General features: G+C 50.1%; 12 protein-coding genes and 1 other RNA gene. 6 read left to right on the top strand and 7 right to left on the bottom strand.

Going from position 1 to position 19,472, the window contains the following annotated elements:
- Positions 1-5 precede the first annotated feature (5 nt).
- The 4 genes from BSPA111_RS13845 to BSPA111_RS13830 form a co-directional block, all read right to left on the bottom strand.
- The gene (locus BSPA111_RS13845; protein WP_183271735.1) at positions 6-1,982 is read right to left on the bottom strand and encodes a TonB-dependent hemoglobin/transferrin/lactoferrin family receptor; all 1,977 of its coding nucleotides are present in this window, start codon (positions 1,980-1,982) and stop codon (positions 6-8) included.
- A gap of 212 nt (positions 1,983-2,194) precedes the next feature.
- Positions 2,195-2,359: a hemin uptake protein HemP gene (gene hemP / locus BSPA111_RS13840; RefSeq protein WP_183271734.1), complete on the bottom strand. Its 165-nt coding sequence runs from the start codon at positions 2,357-2,359 to the stop codon at positions 2,195-2,197.
- Positions 2,360-2,730: 371 nt separating this feature from the next.
- Complete coding sequence (locus BSPA111_RS13835; RefSeq protein WP_183271733.1) at positions 2,731-3,777, bottom strand: 3-deoxy-7-phosphoheptulonate synthase; 1,047 nt, start codon at positions 3,775-3,777, stop codon at positions 2,731-2,733.
- A gap of 159 nt (positions 3,778-3,936) precedes the next feature.
- A complete protein-coding gene (locus BSPA111_RS13830; RefSeq protein ID WP_183271732.1) occupies positions 3,937-4,770 on the bottom strand; it encodes a pyruvate, water dikinase regulatory protein in 834 nt (277 codons plus the stop codon).
- A 410-nt stretch (positions 4,771-5,180) separates the two neighbouring features.
- Here BSPA111_RS13830 and ppsA point away from each other — a divergent pair, with 410 nt between their 5' ends.
- Positions 5,181-7,598 (top strand): phosphoenolpyruvate synthase, encoded by a 2,418-nt coding sequence (gene ppsA, locus BSPA111_RS13825; RefSeq protein ID WP_183271731.1) that lies wholly within the window; start codon positions 5,181-5,183, stop codon positions 7,596-7,598.
- A gap of 56 nt (positions 7,599-7,654) precedes the next feature.
- Here ppsA and BSPA111_RS13820 read toward each other — a convergent pair whose 3' ends face one another.
- A complete protein-coding gene (locus tag BSPA111_RS13820; protein ID WP_183271730.1) occupies positions 7,655-9,055 on the bottom strand; it encodes a glycoside-pentoside-hexuronide (GPH):cation symporter in 1,401 nt (466 codons plus the stop codon).
- 295 nt (positions 9,056-9,350) lie between these two features.
- On the opposite strand from BSPA111_RS13820, the gene BSPA111_RS13815 reads away from it, so the two are divergent.
- Together BSPA111_RS13815 and gss are read left to right on the top strand one after the other, a co-directional pair.
- On the top strand, positions 9,351-11,735 hold the full coding sequence (locus BSPA111_RS13815) for a glycoside hydrolase family 3 N-terminal domain-containing protein (protein WP_183271729.1): 2,385 nt from the start codon (positions 9,351-9,353) through the stop codon (positions 11,733-11,735).
- An 87-nt stretch (positions 11,736-11,822) separates the two neighbouring features.
- Positions 11,823-13,700, top strand: a complete 1,878-nt coding sequence (gene gss, locus BSPA111_RS13810) for a bifunctional glutathionylspermidine amidase/synthase (protein ID WP_183271728.1) — start codon at positions 11,823-11,825, stop codon at positions 13,698-13,700.
- Positions 13,701-13,725: 25 nt separating this feature from the next.
- Here gss and rprA read toward each other — a convergent pair.
- Positions 13,726-13,832, bottom strand: an RNA gene (gene rprA, locus BSPA111_RS13805) — antisense sRNA RprA.
- A 207-nt stretch (positions 13,833-14,039) separates the two neighbouring features.
- Entirely contained in the window at positions 14,040-15,140 is a 1,101-nt protein-coding gene (gene ydiK / locus BSPA111_RS13800) for an AI-2E family transporter YdiK (RefSeq protein ID WP_183271727.1), read from the bottom strand.
- A 277-nt stretch (positions 15,141-15,417) separates the two neighbouring features.
- Here ydiK and BSPA111_RS13795 point away from each other — a divergent pair, with 277 nt between their 5' ends.
- From BSPA111_RS13795 to eutS, 3 genes are all read left to right on the top strand, one after another.
- Entirely contained in the window at positions 15,418-18,474 is a 3,057-nt protein-coding gene (locus BSPA111_RS13795) for an FAD-binding and (Fe-S)-binding domain-containing protein (protein ID WP_183271726.1), read from the top strand.
- Complete coding sequence (gene menI / locus BSPA111_RS13790) at positions 18,471-18,881, top strand: 1,4-dihydroxy-2-naphthoyl-CoA hydrolase (RefSeq protein ID WP_183271725.1); 411 nt, start codon at positions 18,471-18,473, stop codon at positions 18,879-18,881. The genes BSPA111_RS13795 and menI overlap by 4 nt, the downstream gene beginning before the upstream one ends.
- Before the next feature lie 254 nt (positions 18,882-19,135).
- Positions 19,136-19,471 (top strand): ethanolamine utilization microcompartment protein EutS, encoded by a 336-nt coding sequence (gene eutS, locus BSPA111_RS13785; RefSeq protein WP_183271724.1) that lies wholly within the window; start codon positions 19,136-19,138, stop codon positions 19,469-19,471.
- Position 19,472: the final 1 nt, after the last annotated feature.

Raw genomic sequence — 19,472 nt, 5'->3', positions numbered from 1 at the left:
GTTCCTTACCATTGATAACTAACAAAGATTTTGCCGTTACGGCCATCTTGAGGGATCCCTTGTGGCGACCAGTATTCCTTGTCAAAGGCATTACCCAGCACCAGGGAGGTGGTCAGCCCGCGCAACTGTTGTTGGCCTTGATAGCTGATATAGAAATCGTTCACGCCGTAACCGGCTTGTTCGCTGTAGCTGCTGCTGATATGCGTGGATTTGTCAGCAAAAGTACCGACCCAGCCCACGGAGAAGCCGCTTTGTGCAACCGGAATGTCCAGAACACTGGTCACAGTGTCCGGGTTCAGGCTGGAAATCCACTCGCCGGTATCTTCGTCTTTACCACGGGTACGGTTATAAGCCAGGTCCAGGCTGAACCATGCGCTGGTATATTTCGCCGTCATATCCCAACCCCAGATTTTGGCGTTTGGCACGTTGTAAGACATGGTCGTTGCTTTGGCGAAGTCGACAGTGGTGGAGATGTAGTCTTTTGCCTTGGTATCGAAATAGCTCGCTTTAAATTCGATGCCATCGTCAGCCAACATTAAATCGTCGAAGCGCAAACCAAAGCCGGCTTCTTGCGTGGCATTGGTTTCAGGACGCAGATTAGGATTTGGCACCCAATAGTTGGTGTAACGCGTGCCGATAGAAAAGTGTTTAGCATCGTTATACATCTCGCCCATGGTAGGGGCGCGGAATGCCTGAGCGTAAGAGCCGAACAGCATCAGCCAGTCGGTTGGCGTGATGGAAAGTGCACCACGCGATGACCATTGGTCGGCATTAACATCTTCATAGCCGTCGCTGCTACCGCTGTAATTGTCATAACGGGTACCGGCTAAAATGGATACCGGTAGGTCACGCAGCGTGATTTCATCTTGTAGCCAGCCAGAGCCAAAATCGATATTGGCCTGTGGGAAGCCTGTTGTATTACCGCCGGGCTTTTGATCCTGACGATAGTATTCCCCACCGTATGTCAGCAAATGCGCCGCAAAGCTGTCGTTAAACAGGCGGCTACGGTTTTCTAATTTTGCGCCACTGGTGGTTTGTTTACGGAATTCTGCACCGTCGGTTTGGCCCTGAGCATTGATGCGTGCTTCAGACCAGTAGGCGGTGGCATCGGCATTCAGCCAGTCGCTTTGCTCAGGCCCAATATGATAGTTAAGCTGTGCATCGCGCTGAATGGTTGAACGGTCAACCATCGGATTGCTGGGATCAGCCGTTGTGGTCTGAGGATTTTTAGGTTCCTGAGCCGCGTTATTGTAATAACGCAAAGAGCCAGCCAGAGACTGTGCCGGGTCGATGAACCAGGTACCTTTGGTCAAGAAGTTGTTAATGCTTTCATCGTTTGGTGCCGTTTCACCGTCACTCTGGCGAATGTCACCACGATCGCGGCTTGACCAGGAGACCAGTCCATCGAAATCATCAGTGCGGCCAAATGCGCTGGCACCCATGCCTACGCTGTGGTCGCCGGTGCCGCCGGTGGCAAACACGCGGTAACCGCTGTTTTGGCCTTCATAGAGTAAATCGCTGGCATCAGCCGTTTCATAAGAAATCACCCCGCCCAGTGCACCGCTGCCGTACAACAGGGCGGCAGGGCCGCGCACCACTTCGATACGTTTGATCAACGCGGGATCAAGAAACGTGCTGTTGAGGTGTCCGGTATCTGTCCCCTGGCGAACCCCATCAACCAGCATTAAAACACCACGGCGATCGTAGCCACGCATGCTGACATCCTGCCCATTAGTACGCCCGGTGCCGGAAACTGTTATTCCCGGAACTTTACGTAACATATCGGCGGCGGAAGAGGAGGTTTGAGCTTCAGGGGTATTGGCATCAATGACGGTGACCATCATTGGGGCTTCAAAAGTGCTGCGTTCGTTACCGGTAGCCACCACGGTAACCTGATCGTCTTTCGCACTGGCAGGTAGGGCAGTAAAAATCGCGACAGTCAGTAATGACAGACGGAATCCGACTGTGTGTAAAGCAGGCATGCGCAAATCTCCATAGGAAAATTAAAAGCGCTGGCTGCCTGGGATGAAACTTAACCTGGGTGGCTTGCGTAATATTGGTTTTGGTTTATGTAACCCGAGCGACTTCAAGATGCAGGTAGGCGGCAATCGAGAGAATCCCGATGAGCTTACTCAAGTAAGTGATTCGGGTGAACGAGAGCAGCCAACACCCCTGCAGTTTGAAGGGCGACGGGTTATTTGGTCAGAATTAGCTTTCCAGCCTGGGTCTGACGTAATTGGTATTGCTGGCCTTCGTGGACAATCACCACGCGTCCGTCAGGGCCGAGTAACAGTTTGCTGTCTATCTGACGGGGAATGGCCGCAGATTGCGGATTCGTAGTGGTGAAGTTTTTTTCCATGTTTCACTCGGTATACAAATGACAATCAATGTAACAATGATAATCATTATCAATAAACTATGTTTCATCATCAAGTGTTATTTGTAAGAAATTTGTGAATATACCCAAAATAATTCGAGTTGCTTAAAGGCGGCAAAAACGTGACAAATCTGTCTGGAACAGATTTGAACAGCGCTTGCGCTGGCCCGTAGGGTGAGCCTCATGGATGAGGCTCATCAATCCCCAGGAGCTTACTTGAGTAAGTGACTGGGGTGAGCGGGTGCAGCCAACGCATAAGCAGCTTGAAGTATGAAGGGTATGGATCAATTTTGGGCTAACGGGGGGGAAGAGGGGGATCACCTTCCCCTGACGGAGAAGGTGTAAAGCATTAATCAAAAACGACTGTTTGTTGCGTCTGCCAGCATATCGAGCAGCGTTTTCGTGTCATCCCAGTTCAGGCAAGGGTCGGTAATAGACTGGCCGTAGACCAGCGGTTTCCCTGCAACAATTTTCTGCGTGCCTTCCTGGATGAAGCTCTCAGCCATCACACCGGCAATGGCGCGCGAACCATTACGGATCTGGTTACAGACGTCTTCACACACTTCCAGTTGACGGCGGTGCTGTTTCTGGCAGTTACCGTGGCTAAAATCGATGACCAGTTGCTCAGGTAAATCAAACTCATGCAGGCTATCGCACGCCGCAGCAATATCGGCCGCATGGTAGTTTGGCTGTTTGCCACCGCGCATGATGATATGGCCGTACGGGTTGCCACTGGTTTGATAAATAGTCATCTGGCCGTGTTTATCAGGCGAAAGGAACATATGGCTGGCGCGGGCTGCACGAATCGCATCAACGGCAATGCGAGTATTGCCATCAGTACCATTTTTGAAACCTACCGGGCAAGACAGCGCGGAGGCCATTTCACGATGGATTTGGCTTTCCGTGGTACGCGCGCCAATCGCGCCCCAGCTAATTAAATCGGCAATATACTGCCCGATCACCATATCCAAAAATTCGGTGGCAGTCGGTACACCCAATTCGTTCACCTGCAAAAGCAAACGACGAGCCTGCTCAATGCCATGGTTCACGCGATAGCTACCGTTCAAATCAGGGTCGGAAATTAAGCCTTTCCAGCCCACAACGGTGCGCGGTTTTTCAAAATACGTACGCATCACGATTTCAAGGCGATGCTGATGTTGTTCGCGCGCCGCTTGCAAACGGTGGGCATAATCCATTGCCGCATCCAGGTCATGGATAGAGCAAGGACCGACAATCACCAGCAGACGGCTATCTTCGCCATTGAGGATCTTTTCGATACGACGACGGGAGGCTGTTACGTTTTGTGCGACCTGTTCAGATACAGCCAAACGCTGTGCCAGTTCCGCAGGCGTAACCAGACTGTCGATGCGCGCGGTGCGCAGTTCATCTGTTTTATTCATTGGATGTCTCAGAAATTTTGTCTTCAGCTCGGCAAAAGTACCGGGAAGTGATGGCAGTCACGATAAACCAATTTATGTTGAATTCAACCGTAAAACTGAATCGTGACCACCAAATTCTGTACAGCCTACCATACAAAATCGCACCCTTGCACTAGTTTGTTAGTACATGCGGCGATTCAAACCCATGATATCGAGGATCTTGGTTGCCATCTCTTCAACCGAGTAATTGGTACTGTTGAGATAGCGGATCTGATTTTTACGAAACAGTGCTTCAACTTCAGCCACTTCAAGGCGGCACTGGCGCATCGACGCGTAGCGGCTGTTTTCCCGACGCTCTTCACGGATCGCTGCGAGGCGTTCTGGGTTAATAGTCAGGCCAAACAACTTGTGCTGCAGCGGTTTAAGTACCGCAGGGAGTTGAATGTTATCCATATCGTCGGCGATAAACGGATAGTTTGCAGCCCGAATACCAAACTGCATCGCGAGATACAAACTGGTCGGTGTTTTTCCACAGCGTGAGACGCCCAATAAGATAACCTGCGCCTGATCGAGATTTCGCATCGAAATGCCGTCATCGTGAGCAAGTGTGTAATCAATTGCCGCAATACGCGCATCATATTTAATTAAATTACCAGGATTTAAGCCATGGGTACGATGGGCAATGGGCGTCGGATCAAGTTTCAATTCTTGCTGTAAAGGGGCGACCAGTGCCTGCACGATATCCTGACAAAAACCTTCACTTTGCAAAATAATGTCGCGAATTTCTGGCAATACGATGGAGTAGAACACCAACGGTCGCACACCCGTTTGCTGATAAATCGCATTAATCTGCTCCCTGACGGCATTAGCGCGACTTTCGTTTTCCACAAACGGCAGCGTAATGCTGTTAATCGCGACCGGAAACTGCGACATCACCGCGTGCCCGAGTACTTCAGCGGTGATGGCGGTGCCATCGGAAATATAAAAAACTTGCCTGTCTACTGCGTTATCCATTTTTCAATCCTGTACCCTTCATAATTCAAGCTGCATGTGCGTTGGCTACGTTTGCTCACCTCAGTCACTTACTTATGTAAGCTTCTGGGGGGTCACAAACTTGCCGCCTTCACGCATCTCGAATTATTTTGGCTATGAAAGTGACGACTCTGGCTGAAGCATAAATTAAAACCTTCCATCCTGGATCAATCTCATTTGATTTTTAAAAGTGAAACATTGTTTTTATTTTTAATGAAATGGTCGGTTCAATTTTTTTAACTGCTTAAATCATTATTAAGATAGGGATTAAATGAAGAATCAATAGCTTAAGCGAAAAGTAAATAAATCTGAAAATTTCAAATTTTTATTTTGCTTGAACGATTCACCGGTTTCATTCCTGCCTGCAATTATGCCAATCTAATGGGGATGTAATGTGTTTCTGGTACCCATTCATATATCACAAAAGGATTGTTTCGATGTCCAACTCGTCACCGCTGGTGCTTTGGTACAACCAACTCGGCATGAATGATGTAGAGAAGGTCGGGGGCAAAAATGCCTCTCTGGGTGAAATGATTACAAACCTTTCAGGTATGGGTGTTTCCGTACCGAATGGTTTTGCCACCACGTCCGAAGCGTTTAACTTATTTCTTGACCAAAGTGGTGTAAACCAGCGTATCTATGAGTTGCTGGATAAAACGGATATTGATGATGTGACTGCGCTTGCAAAAGCCGGTGCGCAAATCCGTCAATGGATAATCGATACGCCATTCCAGCCGGAGCTGGAAAAAGCCATCCACGATGCCTACGAACAGCTTTCCTCTGACGATGCTGACGCCTCTTTTGCCGTACGCTCCTCCGCGACCGCAGAAGATATGCCAGATGCCTCGTTTGCCGGACAACAAGAAACTTTCCTCAACGTACAAGGTTATGACGCGGTGTTGGTTGCCGTGAAACACGTCTTTGCTTCTCTGTTTAATGACCGCGCTATCTCTTATCGCGTTCATCAGGGTTACGACCACCGTGGCGTTGCGCTCTCTGCTGGCGTCCAGCGTATGGTGCGTTCTGACCTCGCATCCTCCGGCGTGTTGTTCTCCATCGATACCGAATCTGGTTTCGACCAGGTGGTGTTTATCACGTCCGCTTACGGGCTTGGTGAAATGGTTGTACAGGGTGCGGTTAACCCGGACGAGTTCTACGTGCACAAGCCTACGCTTGCTGCCGGTAAACCGTCGATTGTGCGCCGTAATATGGGTTCGAAAAAGATCCGCATGGTTTATGCTCCAAGCCAGGAGCATGGCAAGCAGGTTCGTATCGAAGACGTGCCACAAGTGGATCGCGATAAATTCTCTATTACGCCTGAAGAAGTGCAGGAACTGGCGAAACAAGCGGTACAAATCGAGAAACACTATGGCCGTCCGATGGATATCGAATGGGCAAAAGATGGGCATACCGGCAAGCTATTTATTGTGCAGGCACGCCCGGAAACTGTGCGTTCCCAGGGCCAGGTTATGGAGCGTTACCAGTTGCATGACCACGGCAAAATCATTGCCGAAGGGCGTGCTATCGGTCATCGCATCGGTGCCGGTCCGGTTAAAGTTATTCACGACATTAGCGAGATGAACCGTATTCAGCCGGGTGATGTGTTGGTGACTGACATGACCGACCCGGACTGGGAACCTATCATGAAAAAGGCGGCCGCGATTGTCACTAACCGTGGCGGTCGTACCTGTCATGCGGCAATTATTGCCCGTGAGCTCGGCATTCCTGCTGTTGTGGGTTGTGGCGATGCGACCGAACGCATGAGTGATGGACAGAACGTGACGGTTTCCTGTGCTGAAGGCGATACCGGCTACGTTTATGCCGAACTGCTGGATTTCAGCATTAAAAGTTCGACAGTCGATACCATGCCGGATCTGCCGCTGAAAATCATGATGAACGTCGGTAACCCTGACCGCGCCTTTGATTTTGCCTGCCTGCCAAATGAAGGTGTGGGGCTGGCGCGTCTGGAATTCATCATCAACCGCATGATTGGTGTGCATCCTCGCGCGTTGCTTGAATTTGACCAGCAAGAGCCTGCGTTGCAAAACGAAATCCGTGAAATGATGAAAGGCTACGACGATCCCGTTGAGTTTTATGTCGGTCGTCTGACTGAAGGGATTGCGACATTGGGCGCAGCATTCTGGCCGAAGCGCGTGATTGTGCGTCTGTCTGACTTCAAATCTAACGAATACGCCAACCTGGTGGGTGGCGAGCGTTACGAACCGGAAGAAGAAAACCCAATGCTTGGCTTCCGTGGGGCTGGTCGTTATGTGTCCGACAGCTTCCGCGATTGCTTCGCGCTGGAATGCGCTGCCATGAAACGCGTACGTAATGATATGGGCCTGACGAATGTCGAAGTGATGGTGCCGTTCGTGCGTACCGTTGCGCAGGCTAAAGCTGTTGTTGAAGAACTGGAACGTCAGGGTCTGAAACGTGGCGAGAATGGGCTGAAAATCATCATGATGTGTGAGATCCCGTCAAACGCCTTGTTGGCTGACGAGTTCTTGCAATATTTTGACGGTTTCTCCATTGGTTCAAACGACATGACCCAACTGGCACTGGGACTGGACCGCGACTCTGGCGTGGTTTCTGAACTGTTTGATGAGCGTAACGACGCGGTGAAAGCGCTGTTGTCGATGGCAATCAAAGCGGCGAAGAAACAAGGTAAATACGTCGGTATCTGTGGACAAGGGCCTTCTGACCATGAAGACTTTGCTGCCTGGTTGATGGAAGAGGGGATTGATAGCCTTTCCCTGAACCCGGATACCGTGGTGCAAACCTGGTTGAGTCTGGCAGAAACGAACAAGTAATTATCTTCACGTTAAAAAGGCTCCTCATTGCTGAGGAGCCTTTTTTTTTACCACTTTTATACCGACGCTTTAGGGCTCATGACTCCAGTCACTTCACTTTCGCTCTGGAATTTCCCGGTACGCAGATCGCTAACAATACTGTTCATTCGCTCTTCGGTAAGTTTGTAATAACGAATCGAAATTGCAGTAATTAAGTAGAAAATAGCAGGCAGTACGGTAAACAGAATCAGTACGCCACGTATAGCCTCGGCAGATTGTTGCTCTACACCCGCCTGGTAACCAAACCATGCCAGACCCCAACCTGTTAATGCACCACCAATTGCCACGCCCAGTTTAATGATAAATATATTTGCGGCAACATTCATCCCTGTAATACGGCGTTGGGTTTTCCACTCACCATAGTTATTAGCATCGGTAATCATTGACCATTGCAGTGGAGCATTAATACCCTGCAATATATTAAGGGCAATATGGACAATAAAAGCAGGCATCCAGTAATGAGTCGGCAAGACTAAGAACAATAATCCAACCACAGCACTGAGTACGTTTACCCAAACCGAAGCGCGGATTTTACACATCCAGCCACCGAGATGTTTTGCAAACAAACTACCAAATACCGCAGCTATAGTGGTAGCAAGCATAAACATAGAAATAATGCCGCTGCCCTGATTAAGAATATATTGCACGAAATAAACCAACAGGCTGCCACGGACTACTACACCACACAACATCGCCAAATTATAAACAGACAGAATACGCCACTGGTCATTTTTTAATAACACGCGGACATCGCGCATAATATTCAGGTTTTCTTCTTTAACCGGTGTAATACGTTCGCGGGTGGTCAGGAAACAAATCAGGAACATGATACAACCAATGACTCCAAAGATGCCCATCGCCCACTGCATGCCGGTCGCTCTGTCAGCAGGTGAAATAAAATCAGCCAACGGCAGAATCAATGCGGTACCCATCGCGCCACCAATGGGGGCAATGGCGAAACGCCAGGATTGTAATGACAGGTTCTCTTGCGGATCAGAAGTAATCGCTGCACCCAGCGAGCAATACGGGATATTAATCGCTGTGTACATTAAGGTCATGAAAATATAAGCGAGAACGGCATAAACAATTTTACCGGTTTGGTCAAAGTCTGGTGTGGAATAAACCAGTACACAACTGACTGCAAATGGAACGCAGATAATCAATAACCACGGGCGGAAACGCCCCCAGCGGCTTTTTGTCTGATCAGCAATCGCGCCCATAATAGGATCGGTAATGGCATCAAGTACCCTGACGACTAAAAAAAGAGTCCCCATCACTGCTGGGGGTAAACCATAAATATTAGTATAAAAATAAGCCAGAATAGCGACCGAGGAATCAAACACGATGTGACTTGCCGCATCGCCGAGTCCAAAGCCCAGTTTTTCTTTGTTGGTAATTTTTTCAGTTAGCACCGACATACATTCACCTTTATTAAGAGCCGGAATATGCCACTAGTTATATGTTGTGAAGGTTAAGAGGAGTATTGTAATTTTTCATTTGTGTTTTATGTTTCTTATCAATTGTGACGGAGTTATCTCTAATCCCATCAGGTTCTTACTGAATTAGCCTGTTAGCCAGAATATTTTTGAATCCCATCACACTTATCGTTAAAAACCAAAAAACGTAATCTTGCTGGTTATTCTGGCAATTGTTTGTGGTTTCATTCATCACTCATATTGATGGTTGGAACTCATCTCTTGAAAGGGGAATACTATGCCGGCCATTTATAAGGAAGCTCACCGCCCGATTAACGAACGTGTCAGCGATCTACTTTCGCGCATGACAGCGGAAGAAAAGTTCGCACAAATGCATGCGTATTGGCTGATTTTATCCAGCGACGGTAATCACCGTGAACGTACCGACTTAAGCGATGAGTTTGCCGGAGTCACTGAACAGGCTGGGCTCACTGAGCGGTTGAAGTTAGGTGTTGGGCAAATCACAAGGCCGTTAGGCACTCATATTGTGGATGCAAAAGAGGGCGTGCGTGCAGCCAATCGGTTACAGAAAACCCTGGTTGAAGAAACCCGACTGGGCATTCCGGCACTGTTTCACGAAGAGTGTTTAGTTGGATTGTTGTGCAAAGACGCTACTCTTTTTCCTTCATCCCTTAACTATGGCTCCACCTGGGATGTGGATCTCATTGAGCGCGCTGCGGCAGCAATTGGCGATGAAGCCCGCTCGACGGGCTGCCATCAGGGACTTGCCCCCGTTCTGGATGTGTCACGTGATGTGCGATGGGGGCGTACCGAAGAAACATTTGGTGAAGACCCTTGGCTGGTTGGCATGATGGCTACGCATTATGTGAAAGGCCTGCAAGGTAAGAATCGCGACCTGCTGGCGACCCTGAAACATTATGTCGGGCACTCGTTTAGCGAAGGGGCGCGTAACCATGCGCCAGTCCATCTGGGATTTTGCGAACTGAACGATACCTTCCTGCTGCCATTCGAAATGGCGGTGAAGCTGGCCAATGCTGGATCTGTCATGCCTGCCTATCACGATATTGATAATCAGCCAGGGCACTCAGATGAATTCTTGCTGACGACTCTATTGCGTGAACAATGGGGGTTCGATGGACTGATTGTTGCCGATTATGGCGGTGTTAGCCTGCTGCATCAGCATCACGGTATTTCGCACGATGCGGCAGAATCAGCGGCACTGGCCTTCAATGCTGGTTTGGATGTGGAATTACCTAAAGATGATTGCGCACGCCATCTGGGACAGGCGGTCGAGCGCGGTTTAATCACAATGGCAAAAGTTGATGAAATTGTCGCGCGCGTTCTGACAGAGAAATTCCGTCTTGGCCTGTTTGAACATCCTTATCGCGATGAGAATGGCGTGGCGCTGCAAACGGAATCCACCAAACAAATTGCCCGAGAAGTGGCAACGCGTTCTATCACAATGCTTGAGAATGACGGCACTTTACCGCTAAAAGGGCCAATGCGTGTGGCTGTTATTGGGCCTACAGCCGACGATCCGCTGGCACTGCTAAGTGGATATAGCTTCCCGGTGCATCTGATCATCAGCGATATGCTGGAGCAAACTTCGCAAGTGGTAACACCGCTGGAGGCATTACGGGAATGTTTGGGAAGCGACAACGTAAGTTACGCCAAAGGTTGCCACATCATCGAAAAACGTATGGCTGGCGCACCCGTTTTCCCGGGTGACAGCGGCGGTAAACCGATACAATCCTCTCCAGTTTCAAACGACGTTTCGTTGATCCCAGATGCGGTGAAAATCGCTCAACAAAGTGATGCTGTGGTGCTGTGTGTGGGGGATTTATCCGGGTTATTCCAGAGTGGCACCGTCGGTGAAGGCTCAGATACTGACAGCCTGGTGCTGCCGGGCGTACAGCAGCAATTGCTGGATGAACTCATTCAAACAGGCAAACCGGTGGTAGTGGTAATGACGGGAGGCCGGCCATATAACCTGGGGGGCCAGGAAGATAAGGTTGCGGCACTGCTGATGGCCTGGGCGCCAGGGCAAGAGGGCGGGTACGCCATTGCCGATGTGCTTACCGGGCGTGCGGAACCCGGTGGCCGGCTGGTGGTTTCCATTCCCAAAAGTGCGGGTGCCATGCCGTATTACTACAACCACAAACTGAAGAGTGGTGGCACACCTTTTGCGTTCCACTTTGGTTCTCGCTATCCGTTTGGTTTTGGTAAAACCTGGACAGAGTTCGACTACAGCCCGCTGCAATTTGCCCAAGAAAATGTGGCCATTGATGACGGTATTGTCAGCGTTAGCATCACTGTCCGTAACAGTGGAACCGTTGCGGGAAGCGAAGTGGTGCAGCTTTATGTGCACGACAAAGTGGCATCAATGGTGCGCCCGATTCAGGAATTAAAAGCGTTTCAACGCGTGCATCTGGAACCAGGTGCCAGCGCGCAACTCACGTTTAGCGTCCCAACAGATATGCTCAATTTCACCCGTCGTAATGGGGATCGCGTGGTGGAACCCGGAGAGTTTGAGATCCGTATTGGGGCCTCAAGCGGGGAGATCAGAAGCGCTGGAGTGATACGAGTCAGTGGTGATACACGGGTCATCGCTGGTAAGTGGCGCATGGTAAGTCATTGCGAGGTAGAGCATTTTTACGCGTAAAGTTCCCTTTTTTACGAGCGAAGCGCGTAAGATAAACGCTTATCCTCGCTGTCGGGATGGCAGCGCTAAATGTGTAAGGCTGTTGTCATGAGTGTAAGCAGTACAGAAAGCCATGCTCCTTTTGGTGCGTTGTTAGGTCACGCACCTGGGGGGGTGGCAATATATTCCTCGAATTACGATTCACTTGACCCCAACGCTTGGCCGGATGACATTTGGTTCAGACATTATCTGAACCACGAATATATGGGATATAAGTGGCAGTGTGTCGAGTTCGTGCGCCGCTTTCTCTATATCAATCACGGGATGGTTTTTACCGACGTCAGTATGGCGTATGAAATCTTCTCGTTGCGTTATCTTCGCCAGGTCGTCAATGACAATATTCTTCCCCTTCAGGCATTTGCCAATGGCTGTGAACGCGCACCCGTAGCGGGTGCAATGCTTGTCTGGCAAAAAGGGGGCGAGTTTGAAAATACCGGGCACGTGGCGGTGATTACTCAGGTTCTGGCCGATAAAGTCAGAATTGCAGAGCAAAATGTGCTCCATAGCCACCTCCCTGTCGGCCAGCAATGGACCCGAGAGCTGGTGCTTATTCATCAGGATGGTAAATATTTCATTCAGGATACCTTTGATGATACCGAAATCTTAGGTTGGATGATTCAGACTGCAGATAGCCAATACAGTCTTCCACAACCCACAATTCCTGTTGAGTGCCTGGCGATTCATAATGAACAGGTAGACGACAAAGGTCAGTTTTCCAGCCATTGGCTCGATGAACAGGACCCGATAGAGTTGGCTTATGTTCAGGCCAAAGAGGGTCACATTGTTAACGCCAACCCGTATCGCTACTTTACGCTTTCCCACAGTGCCGAACAGGAGCTTATTCGGGCCACGAATGAATTGCATCTCATGTATCTGCATGCCACGGATAAAGTGCTGAAAGATAATGAACTGCTGGCGTTGTTTGATATTCCAGAAGTTTTATGGCCACGCCTGAGACTCTCCTGGCAGAATCGTCGCCATCATATGGTCACAGGGCGGCTTGACTTCTGCATGGATGAACGAGGGTTAAAAGTGTATGAGTACAACGCGGATTCAGCGTCTTGCCATACCGAAGCGGGCTTGATTCTGGCTAAATGGGCGCAGCAAGCGGGAGTGACAGAAGGTAGCGATCCTGGTGAACATTTGTTCAATGCGTTAACCAATACCTGGAAGCATAGCTATGCGCGTCCCTTCGTCCATATTCTCCAGGATAACGATGCGGAAGAAAATTACCATGCGCAGTTTGTTCAACGCTCTCTGTTGAAAGCGGGTTTTGACAGTAAAATTCTGCATGGGCTGGAACAGTTGCAATGGGATGCAACCGGGCAACTGGTGGATGCAGAACATCGCCAGGTTAATTGCGTCTGGAAGACGTGGGCATGGGAAACCGCGCTGGAGCAACTACGAGCGGAGAGTGAAGCCGTCTATGCCGGGCTTCCAATTCGTACAGGGCATTCTCAACATGACGTAAGGCTGATAGATGTATTGTTGCGTCCTGAAGTGATGGTATTTGAGCCGTTATGGACAATCATTCCCAGCAACAAAGCGATCCTGCCTGTTTTATGGTCACTGTTCCCTAACCACCGTTACCTGCTGAACGCTGATTTTGAACTCAATAAAGAGCTTGAGCAAAGCGGCTATGCCATCAAACCGATAGCCGGACGATGCGGCAATAATATTGGGCTTATCAGCCACCAGGAGCAAGTTCTGGACGAAACATCGGGCAACTTCTCAGGGCAGAAAAATATCTACCAGCAACTCTGGTGTTTGCCAAAAGTGGCAGGGCGCTATGTTCAGCTGTGCACGTTTACCACCGGCGGCCATTACGGTGGGGTATGCGTGCGTTCCGAGAGCAGTCTGGTGATAAAAAAAGAGAGCGATATCGATCCGCTTCGTATTCTGAGCGACGAGAACTTTGTTAAGTAACGTTCATTTAAGTGGATGTGAAGAGCAAAAAAAAAGCCCATCGTTGAGATGGGCAAAGACTACACACAGCAATTCGTTGTTTCACTCAGGGGATTTCCATGCTTATAAATCAATGTGTTGATTCATAGCCGTGAAGTAATAGTAGGTTCATCCCCCTGGGGCGTCACTCGGATTCGTCTCAATAGTTAATGGAAAGTAATGATTGAGATCACATTACTGCATCTTTGTAAAATCAAAGGCTTGAACAGGCGATAAAAAGCGGGGGATTGATAAGGATTGTTAATCATTGCGCTTGTGTTGCTCCCGGGAAGTGAGAGCAACACAAACTTTCAGCGACTTTTACTCGCGTTCTTCCAGAATTTCAACGACCTCATTGGGATCATCTTGCGGTGGCGGTGCTTCATGCATCCACACCGAAATCAGACGATACGATACTGCCAGCAGCACCGGCCCGATAAACAAGCCAATCATGCCAAAAGCAATCAAACCACCAATGACGCCAGAAAGAATCAGGATCATCGGCAAATCGGCGCCCATACGAATCAACACCGGGCGAATGACGTTGTCCATGGTGCCGACCACGCAACTCCATACCAGCAGCACCGTGCCCCAGGTGTTATCGCCCGTCCAGTACAGCCAGACGATGGATGGAATCAGCACCAATAATGGGCCAATTTGCACCAGGCAGCACATCAGCATCACCACGGTTAACAGCGTGGCATTGGGTATCCCGGCAATTGCCAACCCAACACCGCCCAACACGGACTGAACCAGTGCGGTCACCACCACTCCCAGCGCCACAGCGCGAACCGCTTGCCCTGCCAGCAACACTGCCGCATCGCCACGTTTGCCTGCCAGGCGGAACGAGAAATGGCGAATGCCGTTGCCAAGCGTCTCGCCTTTCGCATACAGCAACACGCTAAACAACAACATGAGTCCGCAATGCATCAGGAAACTGCCAACGTGTATCGCTTGCCCAAGGAACCAGGTCGTCGTGGTGCCAATATAAGGACGAATTTTCGCCATAATGGCGCTGCCGCCGCTGTCTACCAGCGTATTCCAGCCAGAATAAAGACTGTTACCAATAAGGGGAATGCTGTTTAGCCACTCAAATTTTGGCAATTCCATATTGCCTGTTGTGGCCCACGCGATAACGGGGCCGCTGTTATCGACCAGGCTGTTCACCAGCAGCGCTACCGGAATAACAAATAGCATCAGTAGCAGAAGCGTCATCACCGCAACGGCGAGCGAACGCTTTCCCCACATTAATTTTTGGACTCTGAGCATCAACGGCCAGGTCGCAATAACGATGGTTCCAGCCCAGGCGAAACCCAGAACAAACGGCCGGACAATCCACAAACAGGCGATAATCATCACCGAAATAAATAATACGGACAGCAAGATCTGCAACAGATCCTTTGGCTGACTGACTTTAACCATAGATAAAATCACCTCAATAACTGATAACGGGCAAAGTGCCTGCGTTAAAACCGCAAAGCGGATCCAATAATGATGATGTATTTCCTCGATTTTTAACAGAAACAAAACAGGCGGGCATGTCCTAAAAAAATGTGTTAAAAACAAATACCCTTCATTCTTCAGGCTGCGCGGGTGTTGGTTCGCTTGCCGGCCTGGCTGGAACGGAAGTGCTAAAGGGTATATAAAAAGTTTTATACGCAAACGATAACTTACAACTTCGAGCAGGGTCGACCCTTCAATGATCCCACAAATTTCTCAGGCACCAGGTCTTGTTCAATTGGTGCTCAATTTTTTGCAGGCACTGGAACAGCAAGGTTTTACCGGCGATACAGCGACCAGCTACGCTGACAGGCTCACGATGTCCACCGATAACAGTATTTATCAACTGTTGCCGGATGCGGTTTTATTTCCCCGTTCTACGGCTGACGTCGCGCTATTGACCCGACTCGCCTCAGAAGACCGCTTCAAATCCCTGATTTTTACCCCGAGAGGCGGCGGGACTGGCACGAACGGCCAGTCACTGAATAAAGGCATTGTCGTCGACATGTCGCGCTATATGAATCGCATTATTGAAATCAACCCTGAACAGGGTTGGGTGCGAGTCGAAGCGGGCGTAATAAAAGACCAGCTCAATCAATTTCTCAAACCATACGGATACTTCTTTGCCCCGGAACTGTCTACCAGTAACCGTGCCACACTTGGCGGGATGATCAATACCGACGCCTCGGGGCAAGGCTCACTGGTCTATGGGAAAACCTCCGATCACGTGATGGGGGTACGTGCTGTTTTGCTCGGTGGCGATATTCTTGATACGCATCCAATGTCGACACCGCTTGCGCAAGACCTGGGGCGTGACGATAGCCCGACCGGCAAGATTTATCGCACGGTACTTGAGCGTTGCCGTGAACAACGGTCGCTGATTCTCGACAAATTCCCAAAACTAAACCGCTTCCTGACGGGCTACGATCTGCGCCACGTTTTTAACGACGACCTCTCGCAATTCGACCTGACGCGCATTCTGTGTGGCTCAGAAGGTACGCTTGCGTTTATTACCGAGGCGAAGCTGGACATCACGCGGCTGCCAAAAGTACGTCGTCTGGTGAATATCAAATATGACTCGTTTGATTCCGCACTGCGCAATGCGCCGTTCATGGTGGAAGCTCGAGCCCTTTCCGTCGAAACCGTCGATTCCAAAGTCCTCAACCTGGCGCGGGAAGATATCGTCTGGCATTCGGTCAGTGAATTGATCACCGATGTGCCTGGCAAAGAGATGCTTGGCCTGAATATCGTTGAATTTGCAGGCGACGATCTGGCGTTAATTGAAGGCCAGGTAGCTTCACTGTGTGAACGCCTCGACACATTAATGTCGCAGGGCGAGGGCGGAGTCATCGGCTGGCAGGTATGTACTGAACTGGCGGGAATTGAACGTATCTATAACATGCGTAAAAAAGCCGTCGGCCTGCTGGGGAATGCTAAAGGGCAGGCGAAGCCGATTCCTTTTGCGGAAGATACGTGCGTACCGCCGCAGCATTTGGCCGACTATATTACGGAGTTCCGTGCGTTACTTGATAGCCACAATCTGAGCTACGGCATGTTCGGCCACGTTGATGCCGGGGTTCTGCATGTGCGCCCGGCGCTGGATATGACCGACCCGCATCAGGAAGTACTGATGAAGCGTATTTCCGACGATGTCGTGGCGCTTACCGCGAAATACGGCGGTTTGTTGTGGGGGGAACATGGTAAAGGTTTCCGCGCCGAATACAGTCCGGCCTTCTTTGGTGAAACGCTGTATGAAGAGCTACGCCGCATCAAAGCGGTATTCGACCCGGATAACCGCTTAAACCCAGGCAAAATCTGTCCTCCTCTGGGCGTTGATGACCCGATGATGCAGGTCGACGCGGTGAAACGCGGGACTTTCGACAGGCAAATCCCGATTGCGGTGCGTACTTCCTGGCGTGGCGCGATGGAGTGTAACGGCAATGGCTTGTGCTTTAACTTTGATGTGAAAAGCCCAATGTGCCCGTCGATGAAAATCACCAGCAACCGCATTCATTCGCCAAAAGGCCGCGCTACGTTAACGCGTGAATGGCTGCGTTTGTTGGCCGACCGTGGTGTTGATCCTGATGCGCTGGAAAAGCAAATACCGGAAAAACGAGCCAGTCTGCGCACGCTTATCGAGCGTACACGTAACTCCTGGCACGCTCGCAAAGGCGAGTATGATTTTTCCCATGAAGTGAAAGAGGCGATGTCAGGTTGCCTGGCGTGTAAAGCGTGCTCCACTCAGTGCCCAATTAAAATTGATGTGCCTGAATTCCGTTCGCGCTTCTTACAGCTCTATCACACGCGCTATTTGCGCCCGATGCGTGACCATCTGGTGGCAACGGTAGAAAGCTATGCACCGCTCATGGCGCGTGCCCCGAAAACCTTTAACTTCTTTATGAGCCAGCCGTGGGTGCGCAATCTTTCTGCGAAACACATCGGCATGATTGATTTACCGCTGCTCTCCACGCCGACGTTACAGCAGCAGTTGGTCGGGCACGCTTGCGCGAATACCACGCTTGAGCAACTCGAAAGCTTTAGCGCAGAACAACGAGCTAAAACCGTGCTGGTGGTGCAGGACCCGTTCACCAGTTATTACGATGCACAAGTGGTGGCGGATTTTGTGCGTCTGGTGAGCAAATTAGGTTACAACCCCGTCGTACTGCCATTCTCACCCAATGGTAAAGCGCAACACATAAAAGGGTTCCTGCAAAAATTTGCCCGCACCGCGCGTAAAACCTCTGAATTCCTGAATCGCATTGCGAAATTAGGTATGCCGATGGTCGGCGTCGACCCCGCGCTGGTACTTTGTTATCGCGACGAATATAAGCAAACTCTGGGCGAGGATCGTGGGGATTTCCATGTTCAACTGGTTCATGAATGGTTGCCGTCCGTGTTGGAAAACCGTGAGACTAAGGTAGTGAGCGGCGAGTCGTGGTATCTGTTCGGCCACTGTACCGAAGTAACCGCATTGCCGACGTCGCCAAATCAATGGGCAGCCATTTTTGCTCGTCTGGGGGCGCAACTCGAAAATGTCAACGTCGGTTGCTGCGGTATGGCGGGAACCTACGGGCATGAAGTGAAAAACCATGCGAACTCGCTGGGGATTTACGAACTTTCGTGGCATCAGGCGATGCAACGCCTGCCGCGCCAACGCTGCCTGGCAACCGGCTATTCCTGCCGTAGTCAGGTCAAACGTGTGGAAGGCAATGGTGTACGCCATCCGCTACAAGCACTACTGGAGATTCTGGGATGATCTGGCGACGTGAAGTGAATCTGGAAGCGCTGAATAAAATGGGCGCGGGCAATATGGTGGAACATGTGGGAATTGTATTTACCCACATTGGCGATAATGCGCTGGAAGCCACCATGCCCGTCGACAACCGCACCCGGCAGCCATTTGGTTTGCTGCATGGTGGCGCATCGGTGGTGTTGGCAGAAACGCTCGGTTCCGTAGCCGGGTATTTATGCACCGAAGGTGAGCAAAAAATTGTTGGGCTTGAAGTCAACGCTAACCACTTGCGTTCTGCGCGTGAAGGCCTTGTGCGCGGCGTGTGTACGGCGGTTCACGTTGGACGCCGCCATCAGGTCTGGCAGATTGAAATCAGCGACGAGCAAGGGCGGCTTTGCTGTACATCAAGGCTAACAACGGCAGTGGTGTGAAACAGACTCTTTAGCAAATAATAATGACGGCGGGATATTATCCCGCCTTTTTTTATTTACATACTGAAATGAATTAATATTTATTTTTCATATTTACATTCCAATAATTCGAGTTGTATCGCACAAATAAATATAGGCTTTGAAAGAGAAATAATATTGAGTGATCCACTTCAACTTTCCCCATTACTTGCCGAAATTTGTTATTCCATTTTCCTGTTTATTGTCAGCATGGCAGTAATTCTTCAGGAGGCTCAATGGAAAAGGAACGCATTATTCAGGAGTTTGTTCCTGGAAAACAGGTCACACTGGCGCATTTAATTGCTCATCCCGGTGAGGAGTTAGCGAAGAAAATAGGCGTTCCTGGCGCTGAAGCGATTGGCATTATGACCCTGACGCCGGGTGAAACCGCCATGATTGCGGGAGACCTCGCCACCAAGGCCGCCAGCGTAAACATTGGTTTTCTGGATAGATTCAGTGGCGCATTAGTGGTTTACGGCTCAGTCGGTTCGGTAGAGGAAGCCTTACAACAGACGATAACCGGCCTAAGCAATATTCTGAGTTATACCGTCTGTACTGTGACGCGGAGCTAGC

Source organism: Buttiauxella sp. A111 (assembly GCF_014189855.1).
GTDB classification, from domain to species: Bacteria; Pseudomonadota; Gammaproteobacteria; order Enterobacterales; family Enterobacteriaceae; genus Buttiauxella; species Buttiauxella selenatireducens.
This window is presented reverse-complemented; position numbering and strand designations above follow the sequence as displayed.